Genomic DNA, 25,176 nt, shown 5'->3' with positions numbered 1-25,176 from the left:
TCGTGCTGGCCCGACGAACCTAGGAGCGGAGCCCGGATGCGCAGACGACTACTCGTCGCGCTGACGGTATTCGCGGCGATCGCCGTCTTCGCCTTCGCGGTGCCGCTCTCGCTGACCTTCGCGACCAGCCGCACCCAGGAGTTCGTGGCCGATCGCTCCGGCGATGCCGACCGGTTCGCCAGCCTCGCCGATGCCGCGGTGGCCGAGGGGGACAGCCGGGCGCTGGCCGACGAGGCCGGGCGCTACCACGATCTCTATGGCGAGAATGTGCTCGTGGTCGATGCGCGCGGTGCGCGGACGGTGAATGCGGGCGTCGATGCGGCGGCCGCGCCGGTCGAGGCCGCAGTCGCCGCGGCTCGGCGCAATCAGCGGCCCCAGCCGGTCTATCGGCTTACCCCGTGGAGTGGGGCGTCGGTGCTGATCGCCCGGCCCGTCGGTACCGGGGTGCAGGTCAACGGCGCGGTGGTGATCGAGGCATCCACCGCGCGCGCCCGACGCGATATCGCCCGCGCGTGGGGAGTGATCGCGGTCGGAGCGGTGCTGGCGATGGTGGTGTTCACCATGTTGGCGCTGAGCCTGGCGCGCTGGGTGCTGCGCCCGCTGGCGGCGCTGTCGCAGGCGGTCGCCGAATTGACCGCGACACTGCCGAAGCCGCGCGCCGAAGCCGCCGCGCATGTCTCGATTGCCCGCCACCACGGTGGGCCGCCGGAGATGCGGGCGGTCGCGGAATCCTTCGATGCCATGGCTCTGGCGGTCGCCGACTCGGCCGATGCGCAACGTCAGCTGGTGGCGGATACCGCGCACGCCATGCGAAATCCACTCGCGGCCTTGACAATTCGTCTCGACTCGCTGGAAGCCGCCATTCCGGAAAGTGCGGCGGCGACCTTCCGCAGCGCGGGTGCGGAAGTCGAGCGGCTGACCGCGCTGCTCGATGGCCTGCTCAGCCTGGCGGTCGCCGAGACACCTGCCGCTTTCGAGGCCGCGCGCGATCCGTCCGACACCGAAAACCATTGTGATGCAGTACAAGTAGCCGCGGATCGGATCGACGCCTGGTACTCCGCCTACGAGAACGCCGGGCAGGAATTGCGGGCGGAACCGCAGGTGCACGAGGCTGACACAGCTGTGTCCGCCGATGTACTCGCCCAGATTCTCGATGTGCCACTGAGCAATTCGTGCAGCTATGCCGGGTCCGGCACGCAGACCGTCATCGTGGTCGATGCCGAGCCGGGCTGGGTGACGGTGACCGTGCGTGACAATGGCGTCGGCGTCGAACCCGCCGAGCTCGACAAGCTGACCACCCGGTTCTTCCGCGGCTCCGGTGCGTCCTCCGGCGGCTCGGGCCTCGGCCTCCCGATCGCGACGGCCTTGGCCCAAGCGCGCGGGGGGACCTTATCCGTGCTCCCCGTCGAGCCGCACGGTCTCGCGATCCGGATCCGGCTGCCGCAGGCGGTGCGGCCGTGATGCCGCGGCGGAAGTTCCTGGCGCTCACCGTTTTCGGTGTCACGGCCGGTGCCGTCGGATGTGGTCGGGGCCCGGACCTGGTGCGGCTGGCCTCGGGTGAGGTCGGTGGCTTCTATCACGCATTCGCCGAACTGCTCGCGGCGGTTGCCCAAGAGGTGGGCACGGTGCGGATCGAACCGGTGACGACGACCGGATCGCAGGAAAATCTGCGGATGTTGGCGAACGGGCAGGTGGATTCCGCACTGGCGCTTGCGGATTCGGTGCAGAGTGAGCGCGCTCCGCTGGTGGCGCTCGGTCGGGTGTACGAGAACTATTTGCAGCTGGCCGTGCGGTCGGACGCGCCGATTCAGCGGGTCACCGATTTGCGCGGGACCCGAGTCAACCTGGGGGCCGCGGGATCCGGTGCGGCGGTGACCGGGGAGCGGCTGCTCTGGGCGGCGGGGGTGAATCCAGTTTCGGATGTGGATATTTCGCATCGACCACTGCGAGATGCGGTGGCGGGAGTGGAATCCGGTGAGCTGGACGCGCTGCTATGGGCCGGTGGCGTGCCGACCGACGCACTCGATGTGCCGCAGCGGCTGCGGTTGGTGGAACTCGGTGAGTTGGCCGCGCCGATGCGCGAACGCTTCGGACACCTCTACGATCTGGTCGAGATTCCCGCCGACGCCTATGACAGCGGTCGCTCGGTCCGCACGGTCGGCATCGCGAATCTGCTGCTCGCCGCCCCGACCATGTCCGATGCGGCGGCCGGGGCGATCGTCGAGCTGCTGGTTTCCCGCGCGGACCGGCTGGTGCCCGCCGAGGCCGCCGGGACCCAATTCCTGGATACCCGCTCGCTCATCGGAACCGATTCCGTGCCCTTGCATCCGGGTGCGGCGGCGGTGTACCGACGGCGCCACGGTTGACGGTCAGGAACGCACCAGGCGAGCGATGGCGTCGGTGGCCTCTTTGATCTTGGCGTCCGCCTCGGGACCACCGGCGACCGCCGCGTCCACCACGCAGTGGCTGATGTGGTCCTCGAGCAGCCCCATCGCAACGGCCTGCAGCGCCTTCGTCATCGCGGAGACCTGGGTGAGGATATCGATGCAGTATTTCTCTTCCTCGACCATGCGCTGCAGGCCGCGGGCCTGGCCCTCGATCCGGCGCAGGCGCTTGAGGTAGTCGTCCTTGGCGGTGATGTAGCCGTGGCCGTGTGCGGCGTGGTCGTGGCCGCCGGCCGAGTCACTGCCCGGCGCGGGCGCGGTGTCATTGTGCGACGGGGTGGGTGTCACCGACTGTCTCCTCGCTGCTCACCGGCTCGACCGGCCTGGTTAATACCCCCCTAGGGTACAGTGTCGCGAGGGTGTTGTCAGGTTACCGCGCTCCGTGCCGGGTCGGCCACCGGTGTGTGGGTGGGGTCATGATGAACGAAGGTCCAGTTGGCCAGATGGGACCCGTCTGGTCGGGAATCGAGCACGAGCGAGAGAATCGGTGCATGAGTTTGGATGTTCGGCCCGCGCTCGCCGTGATCGGCGGTAGTGGCTTCTACGATTTCTTCGATAACGAGGCGACCACCGTCGAGGTCGAGACGCCATACGGCAAGCCGAGCGCGCCGATCGCCGTCGGCGAGGTGGAGGGTCGGCCGGTGGCCTTCCTGCCCCGGCACGGCAAACAGCACGAATTCGCGCCGCATACGCTGCCCTACCTGGCCAATATGTGGGCGTTGCGCTCGATCGGGGTGCGGCGGATCTTCGCGCCGTGCGCGGTCGGCAGCCTGCGCGCGGACTGGGGGCCCGGGACCGTGGCGGTGCCGGATCAGCTGGTCGACCGGACCTCCGGCCGTCCGCAGACCTACTTCGACGGCGGTGGTGTGCACGTCTCCTTCGCCGACCCGTATTGCGACGAACTGCGTTCCGCGGCAGCGAAATCCGCCACCGATGCGCTGGCGATGAAGGCGTCGGGCACCATGGTCGTCGTACAGGGGCCGCGCTTCTCCACCCGGGCCGAGAGCCGGTGGTTCGCGGCCCAGGGCTGGGAGCTGGTGAATATGACCGGACATCCCGAGGCCGTGCTCGCCCGTGAACTCGAAATGTGCTATGCCGCAGTCGCTTTGGTGACCGATCTGGATGCGGGTCTGGAGGAGGGCGACGGTGTGCACGCCGTCGACGTCTTCGCCGAGTTCAAGAAGAACCTGGGGCCGTTCAAGGAGCTGATCCGGCGCTCGGTTTCGGCGGTCACCGGAACCGATACCTGCGACCGTTGCCGTGTCCATGCCGGAGTGTCGCTGCCGTTCGAACTACCGTGATCAGGTTGGTTCGGAGCCGAAACGCGGGGTGCGGATGCGATGAGAGTGCTGGTCACCGGGGCAGCCGGGTTCGTCGGGGTGCGGTTGCGGCGGGCGCTGGCCGCGGCCGGACACGAGGTGGTCGGAGTCGATCTACTCGAGCCGGATGCGGATGTGCCGGACGGTATTTCGCGGGTGGACGTGCGCGATGCCGATGCGCTGGAGCCGTTGCTGCACGGCATCGATACGGTTTGTCATCTCGCCGCCGTCACCTCGGCGCCCGAATCAGCGGTGTTCGCCGCGCACAATGATCTCGGGACGGCGGTGCTGCTCGATGTGATGGGGCGGGCGAAGGTGCGTCATCTGGTGCTGGCCTCCTCCATTGTGGTGTACGGCGAGGGGCGCTACCGCGGGATGAACAGTGGTCCGTTCTACCCCGGACTACGGCGGCGGGCCGATCTGGATCGCGGCATGTTCGATCACTTGGCGCCGCGCACCGGGGAGTTGCTCACCTGGGAGCCGGTCACCGAGGACGCGCCGCTGCGCCCGCGCGGCTTCTACGGCGCGAGCAAGCTGGCGCAGGAAAACTATGCGCTCGCTTGGGGTTTGGCCACGGGCGCGGCCGTCACGGCATTGCGCTACCACAACGGTTACGGCGAAGGCACGCGCTCGGGCTTCATCGGAAACTTCCGCACCGCCCTCGATCAAGGCCGTCCACCGCTGGTGGGCGAGGACGGCGGGCAGGTCAGGGACGTCGTGCACGTCGACGATATCGTCGCCGCCACCGTGGCCGCCGTCGACCGCCGCCCACCCGGCTTCGTCCCACTGAACATCGCCTCCGGCCACCCCATCACCATGTGGGAAGTCGCCTCGATCATGGCCAAAGCCCGCGGCGGCCCGGCCCCCGTGGTAACCGGCCGCTACCACCTGGGCGATGCCCGCCACCTCGCCGCCGACCCCGAACGAGCCAGGCGCACACTGGGTTTCACCGCCCGAATCCCACCCGCCCAAGGCCTCGCCGAACTCGCCGCCCCCGCAGCCGAGCCCACCACACCCCAACGGGAGTCCGCTCCACTACACGTGCGCGGCGCCCCGACTCCTCCGACCACACATGAGCCTCGGCCCGCCGCACCGATCGCACGGCCCGAACCCCACCCGGACGCTCCGGTGCCGAACGCGTCCGCGCCCCGGCCGGAGCCAGTGATCGAGGGTGCCGGTCCGCATACTGCGCCCTACCCGGAGTTGACGAAACCGGAGGCCGGAGCAGGTTCGTCGATGTGAAGCCGATTGTTACGTCTCGAGTCGGCGGTGTTTGTGGCGCGATGGCGCTGATCCGAATGCTCGAAGTCGCCTGCGCTCCCAGCCGGGCGGCGGCGATGCCAGCGATCGGGCGGGCTCGACGGGTGCGAAGACGACTGTGCCTCGGTCGGACGCGGTGACGCCAGCTGTTGAGGCGGGCGCGCCGAATGCGACGGTGCGTGCGCATCGACCCGAGCCAGCTACGACAGCGGGTGAGCTGGCGCGTGGTTCGGAGCTCGCAACTGCGCTGGCCGGTGCTGCCTCGGCTACCCACGAAGGTGGCGCATAAGCAGTGAGTATCTCGCACAGGGTGTTTGGTGTGCGAGGTAGTCAGTGCTTATGCGAGGTTGGGCGTGGAGCTGTGTCGGCGGCATTCGCTGGACGGCTGCGCTGGTTCTGGGCGGGTGAAGTGATAGGTCGCACCGTTCCATTGATCGATCAGGCCTTGGCGAAGGCGTCGGCGTGTGCGTGGGCCCACTGGGCGAAGGTGCGCGGTTCTCGGCCGGTCACCTCGTGCACGGTGGGGTAGACCTGGGATTCGTCGAGGGTGCCGTCGACGAAGAAGCTCCAGAATGCGTCGACATAGTGCTGCGGCATGGTGGACTCGAGTTCGGCCCGCGTCTCCGCATTCGTCAAGCCCTGGCAGACCAGCGGCCGGTCGAGCACTTCGGCGAGCACCGCGACCTGATCGGCGGGCACGAGCGCTCGCGGACCGGTCAGCTCGAGGATCCGCCCGGCCAGCCCACCGTCGGTCAGGGCGACCGCAGCGACGGCCGCGATATCGGCGGGATCAATTGCCGCGACAGGTACGTCGGGAAACTGCGCGCGAATCACATCGCCCTGTTCGAGTTGCGGCAACCAGCGCAGCGCATTCGACATGAACGAGCGCGGGCGCAGAAAGGTCCACGCCAGACCGGATTCGCGCACGTCCCGCTCGGCCTGTGTCATATACGCGGAGACCGCGTTGTTCATATCCTCGAGCGCCGCCGAACCACCCGAAAGCAGGACGATGTGCTGGACGCCCGCCTTTTTCGCGCGGGCGAGCAGGTCCGGGGCGTCGGCATAGCCCGGCAGCAGGAACATTCCGGTGACCCCGTCCAGGGCCTCGGTCAGGCTCTCCGGCCGGTTCAGATCGCCCGTCACCGGCTCGACACCGGCGGGCAGCTGCGCCCGCGCCGGATCGCGGACCAGCGCGCGCACGGCAGCGCCGGAGTTACTCAGTGCCGCAACCAGTTCCGTGCCGATATTGCCGGTCGCACCGGTCACCAGGATCATGCCGTCTCCTTCAGAGTCGCACCGCGTCGCCCGGTCCATCATGCGGAATCACCGAGCCGAGCGTCGACCGTTCCCGCGAAAGGATCGCCGCCCCGCCTCGACCGTACCGTCGGCACACCGAGTTAGGCTCGCGCAGTGGATACTCCGCTACGGCTAGAGGTCATCGTGGCCAGCACGCGCCCGGAGCGATTCGCTCCGGTGGTCGCCGACTGGTTCCTGCGCACGGTCCGGGCCACCTCTGAATTCGACACCGGCGTCATCGATCTGATCACCACCCCGCTGCCGACGGACCTGACCCGCACCGCCGAAGTCGAGGCCTATCGCCAGCGCCTGGCCGCCGCCGATGCCTTCGTCGCCATCACCTCCGAGTACAACCACGGCTACCCGGCGTCCCTGAAGACCGCCTTCGACAACGCGAAACACGAATGGCGCGCCAAACCCATCGGCTTCGTCTCCTACGGCGGCCTATCCGGCGGCCTGCGCGCCGTCGAACAACTCCGCCAGGTAGTCGCCGAAATCCACATGGTCTCCATCCGCGAAACAGTCAGCTTCCACCAGGCCAAAAAACAATTCGACGAATCAGGCAACACCCATGACGGCGCCGCCATAGACGCCGCTGCCCGCCTGATCCGCCAATTGGCCTGGTGGGCAAGAACTCTCCGCACCGCCCGCACCACAGACCCCTACCCAGGCTGACCCGCGCAGCCCACACACCCCATAGCCCGAGCTGCCTCCCCGAGTAGAGACGTGCCCACGGCACAAGACTGTGCAACCGAGCCGGGAGCCTGCGTACCGCCGGAGCCCATCGAGGTACGGTGCCCGCCCACCGGACCTACCGCAGCCCGAGCAACAAACCCAGCACGTCCTGTCTTCCCCGACACTCAACCCGGGACCTCTCGGGAGGTGAACCCGGTCGGACCGCCCGCTGGCCCCGTCCGCGCATCGAAGCCGAGCGCTACTGCGCACTCTCCGCCATAGCCCGCCGCCCTCGCGGATGTCCGATGTACGTCGCCTCGCGCGGAATCGACACCAACGTCAGATCAACTTGAGCGGTCCCGGTTCGCAGCACCACGTGATTACCGATGGCTCCCGGCTGGTGGATCGACAGGTCCGGGCGAGTCGCGGGCCAGCCCATCGGATCTCCGGTCACATAGATAGTCGTGACACCGGCGTGTGGCGCGGGGGCCAGCACACCGTCGACCACGGTCGCGGTGAACCCGGCATCGGATTGATGCGTCTCCACCGCGATCTGCAGCCGCTCCGGATTCCCGATGGTCGTCACCAGGTTCTCCCAGGCTTGCGCCCGATCGGTTCGGATCAGGATGCGTTCGCCGACCGCCAGCGCGCGAAATACCAACTGCTGAGCCAGATACAGCTCGCCGGCCACATACACCGTCGAAATACCGGTACCGACAATGCGGACCGCGACACCCTGCCCCTCGTCGTCCGACCCGATCAGCTGACCACACCCCGACGACGGCAGATGCAGTGCACTCATCACATCGATCGGATACTCGGTCACCGGCACCGCATCGTCGAGACCCGGAATCGCCAGCGGCAGGTGCGCGAGCAGACCATCTCGCTGCCGCCCGTTCATCGAGATCAGACCCTTGAGCTTCGTGCGCTCCGGCAGCTCCCGCGTGGTCAACCGCCAAGCCGCGCCGATGCTCACCGATTCTGCCGAACGACCGGGACGCAGCCGCACCGCGACGGTCGTACCGCGCGACGGCGCGACCCACAGCTGCGACAACAGATCCGAACCGAGCCGCTTCGGGTCGACCGCGCTACCGATATTCACACTGTTGCCGATTTCGGCGTAGCGCCAGCGATGAGTCAGCGTGCGCGGGTCGAAGCCCTGCGTTACCTGCAGAACCGCCTTGCGGATCTCGGGTGCGGTGAGAATGCGGGCGCTGCAGTCGGCGTCCTCGAGCGTGCGCATAATGCGTTGCGTCGCAATGGTTACCGCCCGTGACGCGCCCTCGCTACCGCCACCGCGCCGGTCCGCGGCTTCCGGGCACGCGATCGCGTCGAAGCTGATGGCGAGCCACACATTCCGGTGCGCGGTCGCGGGCAGCGGACCCAGCAGCGATTCGTAGATCTTGCCAGCGGGCGTACCCGAACGGCTGCGGTGGCCATGGCTGATGATGTCGATACCGCTGAGCAGAATGTCGTGCTGGCTCAGGCATTTCGCCAATTCCGGCAGCGGCAGCAGATGCGAGGCATGCACCGTGGTGCGGGCGATCCGGGTCAGCCCGCCCTTGGGGGCCAGCACCTCGACGACCGTGACGACTCTCGTACCGTCCCAATACAGCCCGAGCGAGCGACCGTCCGAACCGCGGAAGTCGACGGTGTCCCCGAGTTCGTAATCGCCACGGGTGACGTAGCGCCACCAGGTGGCGATCCAATCCAGGATGGTGCGCTTGGCGACCGGGATGAGTGGCAGCAGTCCGACGACCACCGCTACGCCCAACGCGGGCCAGGCGGCGAGCCCGACCAATAAGGCGAGCAGTCCGGCGATGAGCCCGATCACCTGCGCGATAAGCAGATTCGGCAATGAGATGCGCCCGAGCAGCGGGCGTGGTCCCGCGCCGCCTTGTTCGGCCATCGTCGTCCCCCAAGTACCCGGTATCGGCCGTATCGCAGCGGCCGAGCTGAACAATAGTCCTCGGGAACTGTACTGTGTTCCGCGAACACGAGCATTGTTCGGGGAGGGAAACATGCCTTCAAAACCCACTACACGCTGGCAGGTGAGCGGCTACCGCTTCCTGGTCCGGCGGATGGAACACGCGCTGGTGCGCCGGGACGTGCGCATGCTGCACGATCCGATGCGATCCCAGTCCCGTGCCTACGCGGCCGGATTGATCATGGCGATCGTGGTGCTGGCCGGTTGTGGCGTGCTCGCACTGCTGCGTCCGCAGGACAAGGTAGGCAGTAACAAGATCCTGATCGGCAAGGAATCCGGCGCCGTCTACGTGATGATCAACGATGTCGCGCATCCGACGCTGAACCTCGCCTCGGCCCGGTTGGCCGCGGGATCGCCCGAAAAGGCCGTCATCGTCAAGGAATCCGAGATCGGCAAGAAAACGCGCGGCCAGCTGATCGGCATTCCGGGCGCACCGTCTTCGCTGCATTTCGACAAGGACGGCAAGGGCCGGATCTGGACCGTCTGCGACCAGCTGAAGGTGGACGGCAGCAAGGATCTCACCACGTCGGTGCTCGCGGGAAGTCTCTCGCTCGGCGAGAAGGCCTCGGTGATGGGTAAGGACCGGGCGCTGCTGGTCCAGGGCAAGGATTCGGCTTACCTGGTCTATGAGGGCAAGCGCGCCCGCGTCAACCTCAAGGATCGGGCCGTCACCGACGCACTGAAGATCACCGGCGCTACCGCCCGGCCGATCGGCGAAGGCCTGCTGAATACGATTCCCGAAGTGCTGCCGATCATTCCGCCCCACATCGATAACCCGGGCGGCTCGGTGACCTACTCGGTCAGCGGCCACCGGATCGGTGACGTGGTACAGGTGCCCAGCGAGCCCGACCTGAACTATGTGGTGCTGCAAGACGGTCTACAGCCGGTCTCCCGGGTGACCGCCGAAATCATCCGCAATAGCAATCCGACCAGTGCCAGCAATAGTTGGATCGAACAGATCGAGCGCACCCGCGCGGACGTCTCGCGGGCGCTGCCGGTCGGGGACTATCCGCAGTCCGCTCCTTCGCTGATCCAGGCCAAGGATGATCCCGTCAGCTGCCTGTCGTGGAAACCGCTGCCTGCGGCAGCTGAGAACAAGGACGGCGGCAATCGCGCCGAACTGTCGGTGCTCACCGGTGTCGCACTGCCGATTCCGGATAACGCCAAACTCGTACCGCTGGCTCAGGCCGACGGTTCCGGCGCCAACGCCGATTCGGTCTACATCCCGCCGGGCACCGGCGCCTTCGTCCAGACCACCGGCATCGAACCCGACAGCCGCCGCAAGGACAGCAAGTTCTATATCGCCGATACCGGTGTCCGCTACGGCATCAAGGACTCCGACGCCGAAAAGGCGCTCGGCATGGATTCGGATTCGGGTACCAAGGCCGAACCCGCACCGTGGCCGATCGTCGGCCTGCTCGCGGCCGGTCCGAGCCTGGCCCGCGCGGATGCCATGGTCGCCCACGACGGCGTGGCCGCGGATCCGTCGCCCTCGAAATCGCCTGTCGCCTCGGCGAATTGAGTCAGTCTTCGGAGACCGAAGCGGCGCGCAACTCGGCGACTTCGCTTCGTAGCGCGCGAATTTCGTCGATCAGCACGGTGATCTCCACTTCGGTGCGGTCGGCGGTCACCTCGACGGCCTTCAGTTGCTCCATCAGCCAGCTGGTCGTGGTGCCGATGGCGAAGCTGATCAGGCCGATGCCGAGTGTCATCAGGATGAGGGCGATCAGGCGGCCGTGCACGGTCACCGGATACACATCGCCATAGCCGACCGTGGTCACCGACACCATCGACCACCACAGGGCGTCGCCGAAGTTGTGGATCTTGCTGTCGGGTGCGCCGTACTCGGCATCGAAGAACGCCAGACTGCACAGCACCAGCGTGAGTGCCGAACTGGTGCCGACGAATATCGCGAGGCGAGCGCGCGTCACCCGATTGCGGTTGAGCTGGTCGAGCACCAACAGCGCCGCCCGCAGCAGCCGCACCGGACGGAACGGCGGCAACAGCACGATCAACAGTTCCAGCGGATGTGTGCGCACGAACCGCCAGCGATCGGACGACAGCCAGGTTCGGATGCCGAAGTCCGCGGCGAATGCCGCCCAGATCATGAAGTCGACCCGTTCGAGCCAGGCATCGAGCCGCGGTGACGCTCCGGTATCCAACACATGCCAGGCGTAGACGCAGATGAAGAGGACGGCGAGCACCAGCATCGGGATACCGGTCGCGCGTTCCCAGACTTGTCTACGACTCGGATGGCTGTGTGCTGCGTGCATGGGAACTACCTGTATCGATCGGGTGCGACACCCTATGTACCGCCGTTTGCCACGACGACGCTACATATCGTCGGAGTGGACCCCGAACCGGCGGCGGATCGGGAACGAGGCGAGGTAGCCGAGCACCAAGGCGGTCCCGATGATCCCGGTGCCGATCAGCGCCACATTGCGAGCCCGATTGTCCGGCGGCGGAGCCGGTTTCGGCACCGCGAGCTGGGAGCTCTTGGCCGGGCTCGGCCGTTTGGGCGGCAGCGGCGCGCTGCTCACCTCATCGGTCAGCGCCGCGACCGGATCGATCGCGCCGTAGCCGATATAGGGACTCCACCCCTCGGCGGGCGCATGCGCGGTGGCCTGCATCCGCTTGACCACATCCAACGCACTCAGCTCCGGAAAACGCGCACGGACCAGCGCGACCACCCCGGAAACCAGCGGCGTCGCGAAGCTCGTCCCGCTCATCGCCTGTTGCTGCCCTTGCTGATTCACGGTGCCGGTAGCGGTCCCGGTCCCGCGCGGGTCGAGCGAAACCATATTCTCGCCCGGCGCGGCCACACTCACCCATGGGCCCGGCACCGTGAACTTCGATGGTGCGCCGTTGGAATCGATCGAGCCGACCGAGAGCACATAGTCGTCCCAGCGCGCCGGGCTCACATTGACCTTGACGTTGCGCCACGGATCGGCGGACGGATCGAGCGGATCGATGATCTGCTGTTCGGTCTTGCAGGAGCCGTCTTGGTTTCCGGCGGCCACGACCACGACCACGTTTTTCTCCAAAGTCGCGTATCGCACTGCCGCGCCGATGGATCCGTCCACGTCGTTGGACGGCCCGCACCACACCTCGGAGATATTGATGACGCTCACGTTCGCATCGGCCGCGCGTCGGATCGCCGAGGCCATGGTGGCCAGATTGCCGTAGCCCTCGGGCAGGTCGTCGGGATTGCGCTCCCTGGCCCTGCCCTCCTTCTGATACATCTTGCTGGTCTGGCGGATGGTCATGATGCGTGCTTCCGGTGCGACACCGGAGAATCCCTGACCGTCGATCTTCGACGCGGCGATCAGACCCGCGACGAAGGTGCCGTGTCCGTCGCAGTCCTCGGTGCCGTCGCCCGAATTCGCCACGAAGTCGCCGCCGGCGATCAGGCCAGGCAACCGGGGATGCCGCGCGACACCGGTATCGATGACCGCGACGGTCTGGCCTTCACCCTTGGAGAACCGCCACGCGCTGTCCAGGTCGAGCGAGCGCTGGGCGGTGGGAATCGTCGCGCCCTCACCGCCGGACACCGTATTCGAGCAGTCGGAATTCGCTGGCCGCTCGGTCTTTTCGGGCGGCGCTGCCGGATCACCAGCTGGCAGCAGACCCGGATTCACCGCGGGTGGGTGATCCGCGGAAGCCGCGCCAGCGCCCAGACCCAACGACGCGCTCAGGCCCAACGCCACGGCCGCCGCCGCGACGCGCATTTGCCGGTTCACAGCCCGCGAACGAGCGAGTAGAGCGAGGCCACCCAGAACACCAGCGGCAGCACAGCGGCCACGAACCCGTACTCGAGCAATTCGACGCCACGACGCATCGGCGGCGTCGCGGACTGGTTCGGAATGATGATGCCGAGAATCAGCGCGGCGACCAGCACCACCATTGCCGCCCCGAAGACGGCCAGCGGCTGCTCCATGCCGATGGCGACGCCGACCATCATGATCAGCACGATTGCCGCGCCGCCCGCGATCAGCACGACGGCCTGTTCCGCACCCGCATAGGTCCGGCTGCGGAACATCAGCACCACGGCGGTGACCAGTGCCAGTGCGATACCCGGCCAATACGGATCGTCGGCCCCGGGATCGGTGGACGCCAACGCACCCGCCACCGAGACCAGCGTGGTGGCCGAGACGAGTCCGGCCAGATACATGCGGGCCCGCTCGGACTTGACCCGCAGCACCTCCATGGTCGGCAGCGCGCGGTGATCGTCCGGATCGTCCTCGGTCGGATCGATCGGAGTGCCGGGGGAGGGGACCGGCGGCAGCGGCAGTTTGGCCAACAGCATCGAAACCCGTGGCGAGAGTGAAAGACCCGCGAGACCGAGCGCGGCGGCGACGGCGCCGATGGCCTTCTCCGGCTGGTCGGTCAGTACGCCGACCAGCGCAGCCGGTACCGCGTACACCGCGAGCGTGGCCGCGCCGATGAACAACGCGAGTCCGACGCCGGTGACGCGCCACGCGAGAACCGCTGTCGCGCCGAACAATACCGAACCGAGCAGCAGATGCGCCCAGCCGTAATCGTCTGGCACATAAAGCATTCCGGCGGTGAACGCGGCGGGCAGCGCACAGCCCCCGAGCACCAGCGCGGTCGAGGTATCGCCGTACATCCGGCTGAGTACCATGCCCGCGACCACGAGCAGAATCGCCACGGTCAATGCGAGCGAACCGCTGACCCAGCCCGGCAGCGCGTCTTTGGACAGCAGCAGACCGAGGCAGCCGACGATCATGGTGAGCGCGGCGAGCACCGAACCGGTGATCCGCGCGATTTTCGGTGTCCAGCTGCGGTAGTGATCGGCGTCGGCGATCGCGACGTTGTACATGATGTCGTCGAACAGCGGCGTCGGCGCGGTATGCGAGGCGCTCTCCAACATGAGCAGTTCGCCGTCGCGCACGCCGTGCTCACCGAGACTCAGCGAATTGGAGAAGGGCGGATGGCCGATTCGGGCCAGCACCCATTCGGCGGGCTCGAAGCGCTCACCCTCATTGTCGAAATCGTTGGTGCGGCTGTGTTGAGCGACCATATCGACGACACTCGGAATCACCAGCGCGACCGGCACATCGACCGGAATCGCCATGTCCACCTGGGTGTGCTTCGCGAGAATCGTGACCCGGGCAAGGTCGGGCGCACGGACGATGCCGCGCGAGGATTCTTCGTCGATGTGGTCAAGTCGCGCGTGCGTCAAGCTTCCCCCAACTCGGTCTCTACCTCGTATTTCCGCGTCCCGTGCGCGAGGGGGCCGAGCTTGCGAACCCACCGTTCGGGCAGCAGAATGCTGGTCGAACTGTACGACATGTCAGCTGTGCCCTCTACACTGAGGCCGAAAACGCGCAGCTTGCGAAGAGGGGGATCTCGTCCGATGAGTACCGTCCGGTTCCAGCGGCGTGCGCGTCGCGAGATGCCACGATCGCCAGGGGGCGAGGTCACGCTGCAGCCGCCGCCCGAAATCCCAAGGGTGACACCGGGCAGCCTGGTATCGAAGCTGATGCCGGTCGTGATGGTCGTCGGCATGGTCGGCATGATGGCGCTGCTGTTCACCCAGGGCGGCAGCATCGCGTCGAATCCGATGAGCATGATGTTCCCGATGATGATGGTCGTCTCCATGGTCGGCATGTTCGCCGGTCAGGGCGGCGGCAAGGGGCAGAAGGCGGCCGAGGCGAACGAGGACCGCAAGGACTATCTGCGCTACCTCGATCAGGTCCGCAAGGATGTCGACCAGACCGCCGCCCAGCAGCGCGCTTCGGTGGAATGGAGTCACCCTGAGCCGGGCCTGATCTGGATGCTGGCGGGCACCAGCCGCATGTGGGAACGCCGCGCCGGGGACAAGGACTTCTGCCACGCCCGCATCGGCATCGGCGGGCAGCGTCTGGCCACCCGCCTGGTCGCGCCGGAGACCGGCCCGGTCGAGGAATTGGAGCCGATCGCGGCGGTCTCGCTGCGTCGCTTCGTGCGTGCGCACTCCACCGTTCCGGATCTGCCGACCGCGATCGCGGTCAAGGGCTTCGCGACCATCGCACTGGACGGTGACCGCGCCGAGGCCCGCGATATGACCCGCGCAATGCTGTTGCAGCTGTGCATGTTCCAGGCGCCGGACCAAGTGCTCATCGCCGTCGTCTGCGGCCCGGACACCGCCCGCGAATGGGAGTGGACCAAGTGGCTGCCGCATACCCAGCATCCGGACGCGCAGGACGGCATCGGCACCCAGCGCATGTTCTACGGCTCGATCCGGGAGGCCAGCGCGGGCCTGCATCCGTTGCTGGCCAACCGCGTTCGCTACTCCCGCAACCAGCCCGCCAACGCCAATCTGGTGCATATCGTCATCGTCGTCGACGGCGGCCTGCTCGAGGCCGAAGAAGACCAACTTCGCGAATCCGGTTACGAAGGCGTGACCATCATCGACTTGTGCGGCTACGCACCGCGTTTGGCGGTTTCGCGCGGCATCAAGATGGTCGTCGAGAACGGTGAATGCGTCGGTCGCGGCGCCACCGGCAACCAGGAGCGTTTCGCGCTCATCGATCGGATCAGCCCGCAGCAGGCTCAGCAGGTCGCGCGCCGACTCGCACCTTATCGTGCCGCGACCCAGCGCAGCAGCGACGTGGAAAACGATGACGCCGAAGTGATCTCGACCTGGACCCAGCTGATGAAGCTCGGCGATATCGGCACGTTCAATCCCGAACACGCCTGGCGTCCCCGTTACGGCCGTGAGCGGCTGCGCGTGCCCTTCGGCGTCGGCGCCGACGGCGCACCCATCGAACTCGATATCAAGGAAGCCGCCGAAAGCGGTATGGGCCCGCACGGATTGTGCATCGGCGCAACCGGTTCCGGTAAATCGGAATTCCTGCGTACCCTGGTGCTCAGCCTGTTGGCCACGCATTCGCCGGACCAGCTGAACCTGGTGCTGGTCGACTTCAAGGGTGGTGCGACCTTCCTCGGCTTGGACGGCGTCCCGCACGTCGCGGCCGTCATCACCAACCTCGAAGAGGAAGCCGACCTGGTCGACCGTATGCGCGACGCCCTGGCCGGTGAAATGAACCGCCGTCAGGAAGTGCTGCGCCAGGCGGGCAACTTCGCCAACGTCTCCGAATACGAAAAGGCGCGCGCCGCGGGCGCCGACCTCGATCCGCTGCCCGCGCTGTTCGTCGTGCTCGATGAGTTCTCCGAATTGCTCACCCAGCACCCGGATTTCGCCGAACTGTTCGTGATGATCGGCCGCCTCGGCCGGTCGCTGCACGTGCACCTGCTGCTGGCCTCGCAGCGCCTCGAAGAGGGCAAGCTGAAGGGTCTGGAGAGCCACCTCTCCTACCGCATCGGTCTGAAGACCTTCTCCGCCAACGAATCCCGCCAGGTCCTCGGTGTTCCGGACGCCTACAACCTGCCGGGCATCCCCGGCGGTGGTTACCTCAAGTCCGATTCCGGCGAGATCCAGCGCTTCCAGGCCGCCTACGTCTCCGGCCCCTACGTCGGTGGCGGTTCGCAGCGCGAGGTCACCCAGGCCGGTGTCGCGGGCGGCGAAATCGACGTCAAGGCAAGGCCGTTCACCGCGACCCACGTCGACTTCCGCGCCATCGACCGGGTCTCGCTGCCGTCCGAGCCGTCGCACGACCCCGAACCGCAGTCCGAAGACGGCGAACAGATCTCCAATCTCAATATGCTGGCCTCCCGCATCCGCGGTCACGGCCGCCCGGCCCACGAGATCTGGCTCCCGCCCCTGGACGAGGCCCCCACCCTCGACCAACTCATCCCGCGCAGCGTGCTCACCGGCGAATACTCCGCCGTCGCCACCCTGCGCGCCCCCATGGGCATCGTCGACCGCCCCTACGACCAGCGCCGCGACCCGTTCGTCGTGGATCTGTCGGGCTCCCGAGGAAATGTCGCCGTCGTCGGCGGCCCCCAGTCGGGTAAGTCGACGGCTCTGCGCACGATGATCATGGCCCTGTCCCTCACCCACACCGCCGAACAGGTGCAGTTCTACTGCCTCGACTTCGGTGGCGGCACCCTGGCCAGCCTGGAAGGTCTGCCGCATGTGGGTTCGGTGGCGAGCCGTCTCGATGAGGACAAGGTCCGTCGCACCATCGCCGAAATGACGACAATTGTCCGCCAGCGCGAGGCGCGGTTCCGGCAACTGGGCATCGAGTCGATGACCGAGTTCCGCCGTCTCCGTGCCATGGACCCGGCGAGCAGTCCGGCCGCGGCAGGCGCCCACGAGGATCCATTCGGCGATGTCTTCCTGGTGATCGACGGCTTCGGCTCGATCCGCCAGGATTTCGATGCACTCGAGCAGACCATCATGAACCTTGGTGTGCAGGGACTTTCCTATGGTGTGCATGTCGTTATCGCCCTCAACCGCTGGGCGGAGGCTCGACCTGCTCTCAAAGACCAGATCGGCACCCGTATCGAGCTCAGGCTCGGCGACCCGATGGATTCGGATCTGGGCCGCAAGTTCGCTCAGCTGGTTCCGCAGGGGCGGCCGGGACGCGGTATGACACCCGAATGCCTGCATATGCTGACCGGCCTGCCACGGATCGATGGAAGTGCCGATCAGGCCACCCTGGGCCAGTCCGTCTCCGAAGCGGTTGCGACGATCGCCCGCTTGACACCGGGACGGCCTGCGCCAGCGGCCCGCATGCTTCCGGAGATGCTCCCGCGCGAGCAGTTGCTGCAGTCTGCCGGCAATTGGCCATCGCAGCTTCCACGGGGCGTCAAGAACATGCGAATCCCGATTGGTATCAACGAATCCGAGCTGGCACCAGTCTATCTCGACTTCGTCGAGAGCCCGCACTTCATCATCATCGGTGATACCGAGACCGGTAAGACAACCTTGCTGCGATCGATCATCGAGGGGATCGCCGCGTCCAATACTCCGAACGAAGCTCGCTTCATTCTGGGCGACTACCGGCGAACAATGCTCGGCCTGGTGCCAGACGGCTACCTCGCCGGATATGGTTCCACCGCACCGCAATTCACTCAGAACATGGCGGATCTGGCCGCTTACGTCGCCCAGCGGACGCCGGGGCCCGACGTGACGCCGCAGCAACTGCGAGATCGCTCGTGGTGGAGTGGCCCGGAGCTCTATGTCATCGTCGACGACTATGACCTGGTCGCCTCGTCGTCCGGCAATCCGGTGTCCGCCCTTCTGGATCACCTGCCCCACGCCAGGGATCTCGGTTTCCATGTGATCATCGCGCGGCGATCAGGCGGCGCGAGTCGCGCGATGTACGAGGCAACTGTCGCGCGAATGAAGGACCTCGGATCCGCGGGTTTGATCATGAGTTGTAGCAGGGACGAAGGCGTGCTGATGGGCACCACTCGTCCAGGCCCGAAGCCGCCCGGGCGTGGCACCTATGTCACACGGAACCAAGAAGGTCTGATCCAACTCGCGTGGATGCCTCCGGCCGAGTGATGCCGGCAGTCGATTTGGTGGTTACCGACACCCGCATCTGGGCGCGTGGCCCCACTACACATTGGGATGCGCCACCGTCGGTGGTCTTGGGTAGCAACGGGGATCTGGTTGTCGGAGAACCGCTTACGCCACCGACGCAGGTCAGCTCTGCGGTGCAGTACGTCGATGCGGACCGAATCGCGCTGGTGCCCCGCGTGCCGAGCGTCGCCGAGGCAATGACCGCAGTGGTCGGCACAGCGATGCAGAACCTAGGCGTCCAGGTTCCGTGTGACGAGGTAACCGTCGTACTTCCAACCGAATGGGGTGGTCGGCGTCGGGCGGTTGTCGACAATGCGGTGCGTGGCTTCGCGTCCAATGTCGTGTTCGAGGATATGGCGGTACGCGCGGTAGCCGTCGATGCTGGGGCCGGTCGCAGCAGGCGCGTGGTCGTGCTGGAGTTCGGTTCGCTCTCGACTACTGCGACCTCCGTGATCCGGGGGCATCAGGGTATCCAGATCGAGTGCTGCGCACATGAACCGAATCTCGCGGTGGCCTCGCTCGAACCGGATTCGGCCGCCTTCGCCGAACTGTCGGCGCTCATCGGCGACCTGCTTGCTGGGCAGCCCGCGGATGTCGTTCAGGCAGTGGGTATTTCCGATCCGACGAAACTGGAACTGATTCGTTCAGTCGTGCTGCAGGTCTGTGGGCCTGACACCGAACTGCGTCCGATCGCAGGGGTGGACCTGGTCCGCAGAACGCGGCAGGAACCCGCGTACCAGCCCGGGGCCGCTCCGTTGCCGACCATGGAATGGATGCAACCGCTGCGTCAGCGTGCCGCGGCAATACACCCTCCTCAGCGAAATACCAAGGTGTACGCCGTCGGTGGCATCGCGGCCATTGCGGTTGTCGCTGCCGCCGTCGCCGGTACGGTTGCTGCGCTCGGTGGTTCGGATGGCAGCCCCACGCGGTCATCCGCGGGCACCTCTGTGGCCGCGAGCACCGCCGCGCCGATCAGTGCGCAGCCATCTAGGACGACAGCACCCAATGCGCCCTTCGAAGCCGTGGGGCGTCTGCGTTTTCAGGTACCCATCGGATGGCGTTTCACGCAAACCCCTGATCCGAGCAAGCCGCGGATCGACCTTGTCCCGTCGGACGGAACTCGTAAGCGCATCACCGTTATTCAGACCTCGGTCGCCCCGGGTGCTGGGTATGAGCAGGTTGCGGCGAATCTCGACGCGCAGATGAAGCAGCGGCCGATCGGCACCGTCAGTGAACTGAAGCGTGACGTTGTGTTCGGAGGCAAATCCGGCCTGTCCTACACCGAGCAGCCCGGCGACGGCTCGACCGTTCGCTGGCAGGTGTTGGTGGAGCACGGGCTTCAGGTCAGCATTGGGTGTCAGTACCTCGATGGGTTCGAGTCGATTGCGTCGACCTGCGAGCAGTTTGCGGCATCCGTGCAGGTGACGCCGTAGATAAGGCGGCCCGGCGCGTCCGCAACGGACGATTCCGATAGCGTCCCATACGCCGCAGAACGATTCATGCCCCCGGCGGGACCGCCGGGGGCACGAATCGTACTAGCGAAGCTCAGAAGAGGCCTGCGAGCGCCGTGTCCGTGCCCTGCAGTTCCGCATTGCCGGTGCTGACCAGTTGGGCCGCGCCATTGAGAGTGTCGTTCAGCTGTGCTGCATGCTGGTTCCACATCTTCTGCAGTTCCTGGAAGGCTTCGGAAGCTGCACCTTCTTCCCAGTTGTCCTGCACGAACTTCAAGACATCGCTCTTGAAGTCATCGAGCATGGTCATGATGCTCTGGGCCTGGTTCTTGATATCCATGGCGCCGGCTTCCACGGCATGGAAGTCGGCGGAGATCTTGTTTACGGCGTTTGCTACCATTTCAGCTCCTTGAGTCCTGTTGGCAATTCTGGGATTACACCGGCGGAAGGTCGAGGCTGGAGGCGTGCGACTGCACGCTCTGCTGGAACGCAGAGTCCTGTGCGCTGAACTTTCCGCTGGACTGCACCAGGTTCTCTACCGTCTGAAGCAGCTTGTCGTTGAGCTTGTCGGCCTGGTAGTAGTAGCGCTCCATGAAGGAGTCGAAGGCTCCGCGAGCCTCACCGCTCCAGGTGGCGGTGGTGGCGTCCTCATGCGCCTTCACCCGCTGGATTTCCTGAACAAGCCGGGAGTGCTTGTCTTCGCATTGCTGTGCGAAGGTCTTGAGCGCTCCCGCATCAACGCTTGCCTTTATTGCCACTGTGGCTCCCTTCGGTTCCGGCCAACGGATCCCCAGTCGGCCTCTTCATGTGATTGGACGCGAGCGAGGATGGATCGGTTCCATCCATCTCGGAGAAGTTTTGGTCGATCACGCGTTCGGTCCCGAACTCGTCGACGGAACCCCTCGGACCTTGACACCCCCAGCAATGCGCTCGTCGTGATCTGCCGTGCTCACACGCCCCTCCCTCCGCGTACTCACTATCGCCGACGAGCCATGCCCCCCGGCGGTGTGCCAACGGTACCGTACCTCGGGAGGGCGACGCTACCCTTGCCTACAGGTCAACGCGACATCGGACAGACGAGCGCTCGGCAATGTGCCAGAACAGGATACGGCCCTGTGCGGGGCCGCCCGGAGCTTACTTCGTTACGATCTTGGCGATGGTTGGGACCATCTTGTCGACAAGCACATCGGTCGACTGATCCGTCCATACCTGGAATGCCTGGACGGTCGACGGGTCGTCCACGATGACGATTTTCGCGGACGTATTCAGTAGGCCACTCGGCAGACCACCCAAACCGCTGTTCCCGGCCTTGCTATCTGCCCTCAGCACAATGATTATGTCGGCATCAATGTCCAAAGAGTAGGTGTTGACCGACAATTGGCGCGGGGACTTCTCGTCACCGACCGCTTTGTATTTGGAGCTGTACCTGAAACCGATGTCCTGCAGGAACTTGGACTGGGTGCTGGGATTCAGTGTCACCGACAGCGTCGCATTGCCGAAGTTGAACGCGGTAACGGACTTCCCGTCGAATTCCGGATGCGCCTTGCGTACTTCGGCCAGTCGATCGCCGCTGGTGCTGGTGGAGTCGGATTTCCGATTGGTGAGGATGAAGGTCCCCGCCGCGACGGCAGCCGCGACGACCAAAATGCTGAGGGCGGGTACCAGCAGACGGCGGACACGGGAACGCTGGGCACCGCCATTCCGCAGCGTTGCCACCAGATGCTGGTCGGTATCCGCGCGCGGCGGTGCCGACATCGGGAGGGAGGATTGGGCCGCAGTCGGGTAGGAAGACAGCGGTGCGGTGTTCGGGTGCGCCTGGAGAGTGTGCCTCGGGTCGGTGATGTAGGCAGGTCCGGCCGCGGGGAACCGCGGGGTGCCGTACAGTGCGGCCTCCGCATCCTGGACGAACTCTCGACAAGTGCTGTACCGGATGGCCGGATCTTTGGCCATCGCCTTCTCGATCACCGCGTCGAGCGCCGGGGGCAGACCGGGGCGGACAGCACTCAACTTGGGTGGGGGCTCATGAAGGTGACCCATCATGACGACCGCGGGCATGGTCGATGGATACGGATTCTGTCCCGTCAGGAGTTTGAAGAACGAGCAGCCGAGGCTGTAGATATCGGCGCGATGATCCAACCTTGTGCCGACCAACTGCTCGGGTGGTGCATAGGCCACCGTGGCCATGAAATTGCCGGTGGCCGTGAGATCTTGGCCATCCTCGGCCGACTTCGCAACGCCGAAGTCGGTCAGCAGCACCCGTTCCTCATCGCCCTGTTCAGCGGCGGAGAGCAGAAAGTTGGCCGGCTTCACATCACGATGTAGTAAGCCGCGCCTGTGGGCATAGTCGAGCCCCTTACCCACCTCGGACACTATCCGAAGTGCCCGCTGCGGTGTCATGACCGCGGGGCCCTTCTTGGCCTCGTCCGCGGCGTCGACGCCGTCGACGTATTGCATGGCTATCCAGAGCTGGCCGTTTTCCTCGCCACGGTTGTACACCGCAACGATGTTCGGATGGTCCAGTCCAGCAGCCAAGTTGGCTTCTCGCTCGAAACGCGCGCGGAACTCATCGTCGGTCGATAGATCCGCGCTGAGGACCTTCAGCGCGTCGCGGCGAGGCAGGATGGGGTTCTGCGCCAAGTAGACAGTCCCCATCCCGCCACTACCGAGAACCTGAATCACCCGGTATCCGCCAACGATTGCGCCGGGCCGCAACGCCATTCGGTCCTCCCTCGATCATGTCGAATGCCCGGACATGCGAGCCTTCCGGAGAAATCTAGCAAGCCGCAGTCGGCGATTCGACCCGCATCGGCCGTCGACGCGGCGCGCGGTGAAGGTCCGACGGCCGAACAACCTCAGCGTCCGCTCGCCAACAGTTTGTACTGCGCCGCAGTGCGCTGGTGCAGATCTTGGACATTGCGTCCGCCCACCCGCGCGACATACCGGTCGAACGCGATCCAACACACTGGTGGGTAGTTCGACGGTGATGAGATACCGGGCTTGGCGTTGTAGCACTGTGCGGTGGGCAGATTGGTCGGACTGTCGACCTTGGCGTAATTTTCCTCGTCGAGATCCGACGCCTCGAGCGCTGCGATGAGTCTGGTCGTGCTGGACGCGTCCCGCGTGCGATAGATGACGGTGGCCGATTCCGCGATATCGTCGACCCCCGCGTCATCCAAAGCGGCCATGGTCAGGTTGGGATGCTGCGCGAAGTGCACCGCCGCATGCTTGGGGTAGACCGCTGTTGGGTCGGATCCGCTTGGTCTGTTGTCCTTGTCGAAGGGCAGCGTGCGGCTGAGTAGCCCATCCACGTCGAGCTGGAGCGATTTGATTTGGTCGATCGGCGTCGGCGAGTAGCCTTTCAGCCCTTCGATGATTTTGTCGAAGGCGCGCTTCACCAAGTCGGCTTGTTCGGCCGGATCGAACGGAATACTGATCGGGTCGTCGACCCGCACGTACAACAGCATGTCGTCGTGCGCGAGCCAGGATGCCATCCGGGGCGAGCCGTAGGGGACCTTCGGAACATATGTGGTGCGAGCCGCTGGATAGTCTGTGATGCGAAAACCTTCGCCGGGTGTGCGATCGGCCAGTGCTTGCGCGGCAATCTTTGCCGAGTCAGAACTCGAAAAGCGGATGACATCCATTTCGATTTCTCGTCCGAGTCCTGGCTCCGCTCGTCGCTGGCCAAAGGTATACCAACCGGCCACGAGCCCAGGCGCAATAGTGTTGAATTCTCCGGACTCCAATTTTGTGCCGGTGAACTCGGGTTTGGATCGCGGTGTGAGTATTCGACTGATATAACCGTGATAATCGAAGATGAATCGGTTGTCGACTTCCATGACGAATGGTGTCGCCGCGCCGATCTTGATTGCCTCACGGACTGCGCCGGAGTCATCGGTTCTCGTCTTCTCGACATCACTCGGGGTGGTCGGGTAGTTACCTGAATCCAGTTTCGATATCTCGATCACCGCGCCGTTCTCGCCGGCGTCGTCCTTGGTATCGCGCCCGCACGCGCCGACGGTCAGTGTGAAAGCAACTGCGAGCGCGGTGGCGCAAATGCGAAGACATTGTCCCATGATTCGATCACTCGCTCTTCGCTAGAATAGAGTATTGTCCCGCAGTGCGCTCCTCCAGGCGGCGATCAACCCGCGCGAGTTCGGGAAATGAAGATATGACAACCGCCACGTAGCGGTCGTAGACGATTGCGCAGAAACTGCTGTACTGGCGATTCAGATCCTTTGAATCGAGTCGCAGACACCGCGCATCGCCGAGGCCCGGAGGTGGATCCAGGACCGTATCGTTCTTGTCGGGTTCGGTCAGTGCGGTTTGTAATCGAATGGCGGCAGCGAGGTCGCGCGCTCGATAGACGGTGCTGGCCCGGCGTCCGATCAGATCCACCCCGCCCTCCTCGAATGCCTTTCTGACCTCGATCGGGTTGCGCTCGAAATGCAATATCCCAGAAGGTTCGAACGAGCCGAAGTCCTCGTCATAAAGACTGAACCCCGGATCGGAATAGTCTTTTGCTTTCGGCGCCGCTCGACGCATGATGCCGTCCGGGTCCAAAGGGAGGTCCAGCAGGTCGTCGACCGGAACGGGCTTCTGCCTGTCGAGTGCGGGGATCTGCAAATCTATTGTCTTCTTAATGGTTTCGGCGAGCTTATCCTGGTTTGCCTGGGGTATTCCCGCGCTGATCGCGATAACATATGGGCCGTGCGGCTGGAATGCGTTCGCGGAGAGGTCATCGGCAGACGTCGCGCGCGCATCGGGGTAGCCTTCGACATGTATCGGATGACGTTCACGCTGTTCGGTGGTTATTCTGGCGAAATCGTCCGCCGCATTCTTGCTGTCGACGTCCGAAGCGAAACGCAGAATTGATACGATCAATCTCTTCTGGCTGCGGAGATTCCCGTTGCTCCGAGAAACATATGCGCCGGCAATGAGATTATTATTTTCGCCGACCGGTTTGTAAATTTCCGGAAGAGCTCCGTCTGCGGTCATCGACGTAGCATCGGCGATCAGTTTGACGAAGCCTACGCTCGTCAGATCGCGATCCACGTCGAAGGGATGCACAACGTAGTTCAGCATGCGGCGAGCTTCGATGAACCGCACCGACTGGGCGGCATTGGAGCTGGTTCGTAGTTTGAAGGGTGAGGGCTCGGTGGCGGCAGCGCCGGTCTTCAGGGTGGACAGATCAACGGGTGCCAGACCCGGTAATGGTTTTCCGTCCACCGAGCTCGCGCAGCTGCTGCCAGCAATAAGTGCGACCGCCAGCATCGCCACGGCAGACAATCGTCTCTTCACTGGATCGTCC

18 protein-coding genes and 1 pseudogene are annotated in these 25,176 nt (G+C 65.4%); 8 read left to right on the top strand and 11 right to left on the bottom strand.

Features of this window, described 5'->3' with window-relative positions; translation table 11 throughout:
• The first annotated feature begins 36 nt into the window (after window positions 1-36).
• Window positions 37-1,461: a sensor histidine kinase gene (locus tag ACQP1T_RS34855; RefSeq protein WP_433757247.1), complete on the top strand. Its 1,425-nt coding sequence runs from the start codon at window positions 37-39 to the stop codon at window positions 1,459-1,461.
• Window positions 1,458-2,366, top strand: coding sequence for a TAXI family TRAP transporter solute-binding subunit (locus ACQP1T_RS34850; RefSeq protein WP_433757246.1), 909 nt, complete (start codon window positions 1,458-1,460; stop codon window positions 2,364-2,366). Before ACQP1T_RS34855 ends, ACQP1T_RS34850 begins: the two co-directional genes overlap by 4 nt.
• A gap of 3 nt (window positions 2,367-2,369) precedes the next feature.
• On the opposite strand, the gene ACQP1T_RS34845 is transcribed toward ACQP1T_RS34850, so the two are convergent.
• Window positions 2,370-2,639, bottom strand: coding sequence for a metal-sensitive transcriptional regulator (locus ACQP1T_RS34845; RefSeq protein WP_062983353.1), 270 nt, complete (start codon window positions 2,637-2,639; stop codon window positions 2,370-2,372).
• Window positions 2,640-2,935: 296 nt separating this feature from the next.
• On the opposite strand from ACQP1T_RS34845, the gene ACQP1T_RS34840 reads away from it, so the two are divergent.
• Both ACQP1T_RS34840 and ACQP1T_RS34835 read left to right on the top strand, forming a co-directional pair.
• Window positions 2,936-3,745: an S-methyl-5'-thioadenosine phosphorylase gene (locus ACQP1T_RS34840; RefSeq protein WP_433757245.1), complete on the top strand. Its 810-nt coding sequence runs from the start codon at window positions 2,936-2,938 to the stop codon at window positions 3,743-3,745.
• Between the two features lie 39 nt (window positions 3,746-3,784).
• Window positions 3,785-4,753 (top strand): annotated as a pseudogene (locus ACQP1T_RS34835) (NAD-dependent epimerase/dehydratase family protein); the annotation flags it as partial.
• Window positions 4,754-5,461: 708 nt separating this feature from the next.
• Here the strand turns inward: ACQP1T_RS34835 and ACQP1T_RS34830 are convergent.
• Window positions 5,462-6,298, bottom strand: a complete 837-nt coding sequence (locus ACQP1T_RS34830) for an NAD(P)H-binding protein (protein WP_433757244.1) — start codon at window positions 6,296-6,298, stop codon at window positions 5,462-5,464.
• A 135-nt stretch (window positions 6,299-6,433) separates the two neighbouring features.
• Here ACQP1T_RS34830 and ACQP1T_RS34825 point away from each other — a divergent pair, with 135 nt between their 5' ends.
• Window positions 6,434-6,994: an NADPH-dependent FMN reductase gene (locus tag ACQP1T_RS34825; RefSeq protein WP_433757243.1), complete on the top strand. Its 561-nt coding sequence runs from the start codon at window positions 6,434-6,436 to the stop codon at window positions 6,992-6,994.
• A gap of 259 nt (window positions 6,995-7,253) precedes the next feature.
• Here the strand turns inward: ACQP1T_RS34825 and eccE are convergent, their stop codons facing one another.
• On the bottom strand, window positions 7,254-8,903 hold the full coding sequence (gene eccE / locus ACQP1T_RS34820) for a type VII secretion protein EccE (RefSeq protein ID WP_433757242.1): 1,650 nt from the start codon (window positions 8,901-8,903) through the stop codon (window positions 7,254-7,256).
• Window positions 8,904-9,015: 112 nt separating this feature from the next.
• Between eccE and eccB the strand changes: the two genes are divergently transcribed.
• Complete coding sequence (eccB, locus tag ACQP1T_RS34815; RefSeq protein ID WP_433757241.1) at window positions 9,016-10,503, top strand: type VII secretion protein EccB; 1,488 nt, start codon at window positions 9,016-9,018, stop codon at window positions 10,501-10,503.
• A 1-nt stretch (window position 10,504) separates the two neighbouring features.
• On the opposite strand, the gene ACQP1T_RS34810 is transcribed toward eccB, so the two are convergent.
• Genes ACQP1T_RS34810 through eccD form a run of 3 tightly spaced genes read right to left on the bottom strand, consistent with a single transcriptional unit; the run spans window position 10,505 to window position 14,184 of the window.
• Complete coding sequence (locus ACQP1T_RS34810; protein ID WP_433757240.1) at window positions 10,505-11,254, bottom strand: potassium channel family protein; 750 nt, start codon at window positions 11,252-11,254, stop codon at window positions 10,505-10,507.
• Window positions 11,255-11,314: 60 nt separating this feature from the next.
• Window positions 11,315-12,709, bottom strand: coding sequence for a type VII secretion-associated serine protease mycosin (gene mycP, locus ACQP1T_RS34805; protein ID WP_433757239.1), 1,395 nt, complete (start codon window positions 12,707-12,709; stop codon window positions 11,315-11,317).
• An 8-nt stretch (window positions 12,710-12,717) separates the two neighbouring features.
• Window positions 12,718-14,184, bottom strand: a complete 1,467-nt coding sequence (gene eccD, locus ACQP1T_RS34800) for a type VII secretion integral membrane protein EccD (RefSeq protein ID WP_433757238.1) — start codon at window positions 14,182-14,184, stop codon at window positions 12,718-12,720.
• A gap of 174 nt (window positions 14,185-14,358) precedes the next feature.
• On the opposite strand from eccD, the gene eccCa reads away from it, so the two are divergent.
• Window positions 14,359-18,399 carry a type VII secretion protein EccCa gene (gene eccCa, locus ACQP1T_RS34795; RefSeq protein WP_433757237.1) on the top strand — a complete coding sequence of 1,347 codons (4,041 nt, stop codon included), beginning with the start codon at window positions 14,359-14,361 and terminating at the stop codon, window positions 18,397-18,399.
• 17 nt (window positions 18,400-18,416) lie between these two features.
• Window positions 18,417-19,850, top strand: a complete 1,434-nt coding sequence (locus ACQP1T_RS34790) for a type VII secretion-associated protein (RefSeq protein WP_433757236.1) — start codon at window positions 18,417-18,419, stop codon at window positions 19,848-19,850.
• A 112-nt stretch (window positions 19,851-19,962) separates the two neighbouring features.
• On the opposite strand, the gene ACQP1T_RS34785 is transcribed toward ACQP1T_RS34790, so the two are convergent.
• From ACQP1T_RS34785 to ACQP1T_RS34765, 5 genes are all read right to left on the bottom strand, one after another.
• Complete coding sequence (locus ACQP1T_RS34785) at window positions 19,963-20,268, bottom strand: WXG100 family type VII secretion target (RefSeq protein WP_062983067.1); 306 nt, start codon at window positions 20,266-20,268, stop codon at window positions 19,963-19,965.
• A 34-nt stretch (window positions 20,269-20,302) separates the two neighbouring features.
• Window positions 20,303-20,626, bottom strand: a complete 324-nt coding sequence (locus ACQP1T_RS34780) for a WXG100 family type VII secretion target (RefSeq protein ID WP_062983065.1) — start codon at window positions 20,624-20,626, stop codon at window positions 20,303-20,305.
• Window positions 20,627-21,002: 376 nt separating this feature from the next.
• The gene (locus tag ACQP1T_RS34775; protein ID WP_433757235.1) at window positions 21,003-22,586 is read right to left on the bottom strand and encodes a serine/threonine-protein kinase; all 1,584 of its coding nucleotides are present in this window, start codon (window positions 22,584-22,586) and stop codon (window positions 21,003-21,005) included.
• A gap of 134 nt (window positions 22,587-22,720) precedes the next feature.
• The gene (locus ACQP1T_RS34770) at window positions 22,721-23,941 is read right to left on the bottom strand and encodes a DUF7373 family lipoprotein (protein ID WP_433757234.1); all 1,221 of its coding nucleotides are present in this window, start codon (window positions 23,939-23,941) and stop codon (window positions 22,721-22,723) included.
• Between the two features lie 7 nt (window positions 23,942-23,948).
• Complete coding sequence (locus ACQP1T_RS34765) at window positions 23,949-25,166, bottom strand: DUF7373 family lipoprotein (protein WP_433757233.1); 1,218 nt, start codon at window positions 25,164-25,166, stop codon at window positions 23,949-23,951.
• Window positions 25,167-25,176: the final 10 nt, after the last annotated feature.

It is taken from the genome of Nocardia sp. CA-135398, from assembly GCF_050955845.1.
Lineage (GTDB): Bacteria > Actinomycetota > Actinomycetes > Mycobacteriales > Mycobacteriaceae > Nocardia.
This window is presented reverse-complemented; position numbering and strand designations above follow the sequence as displayed.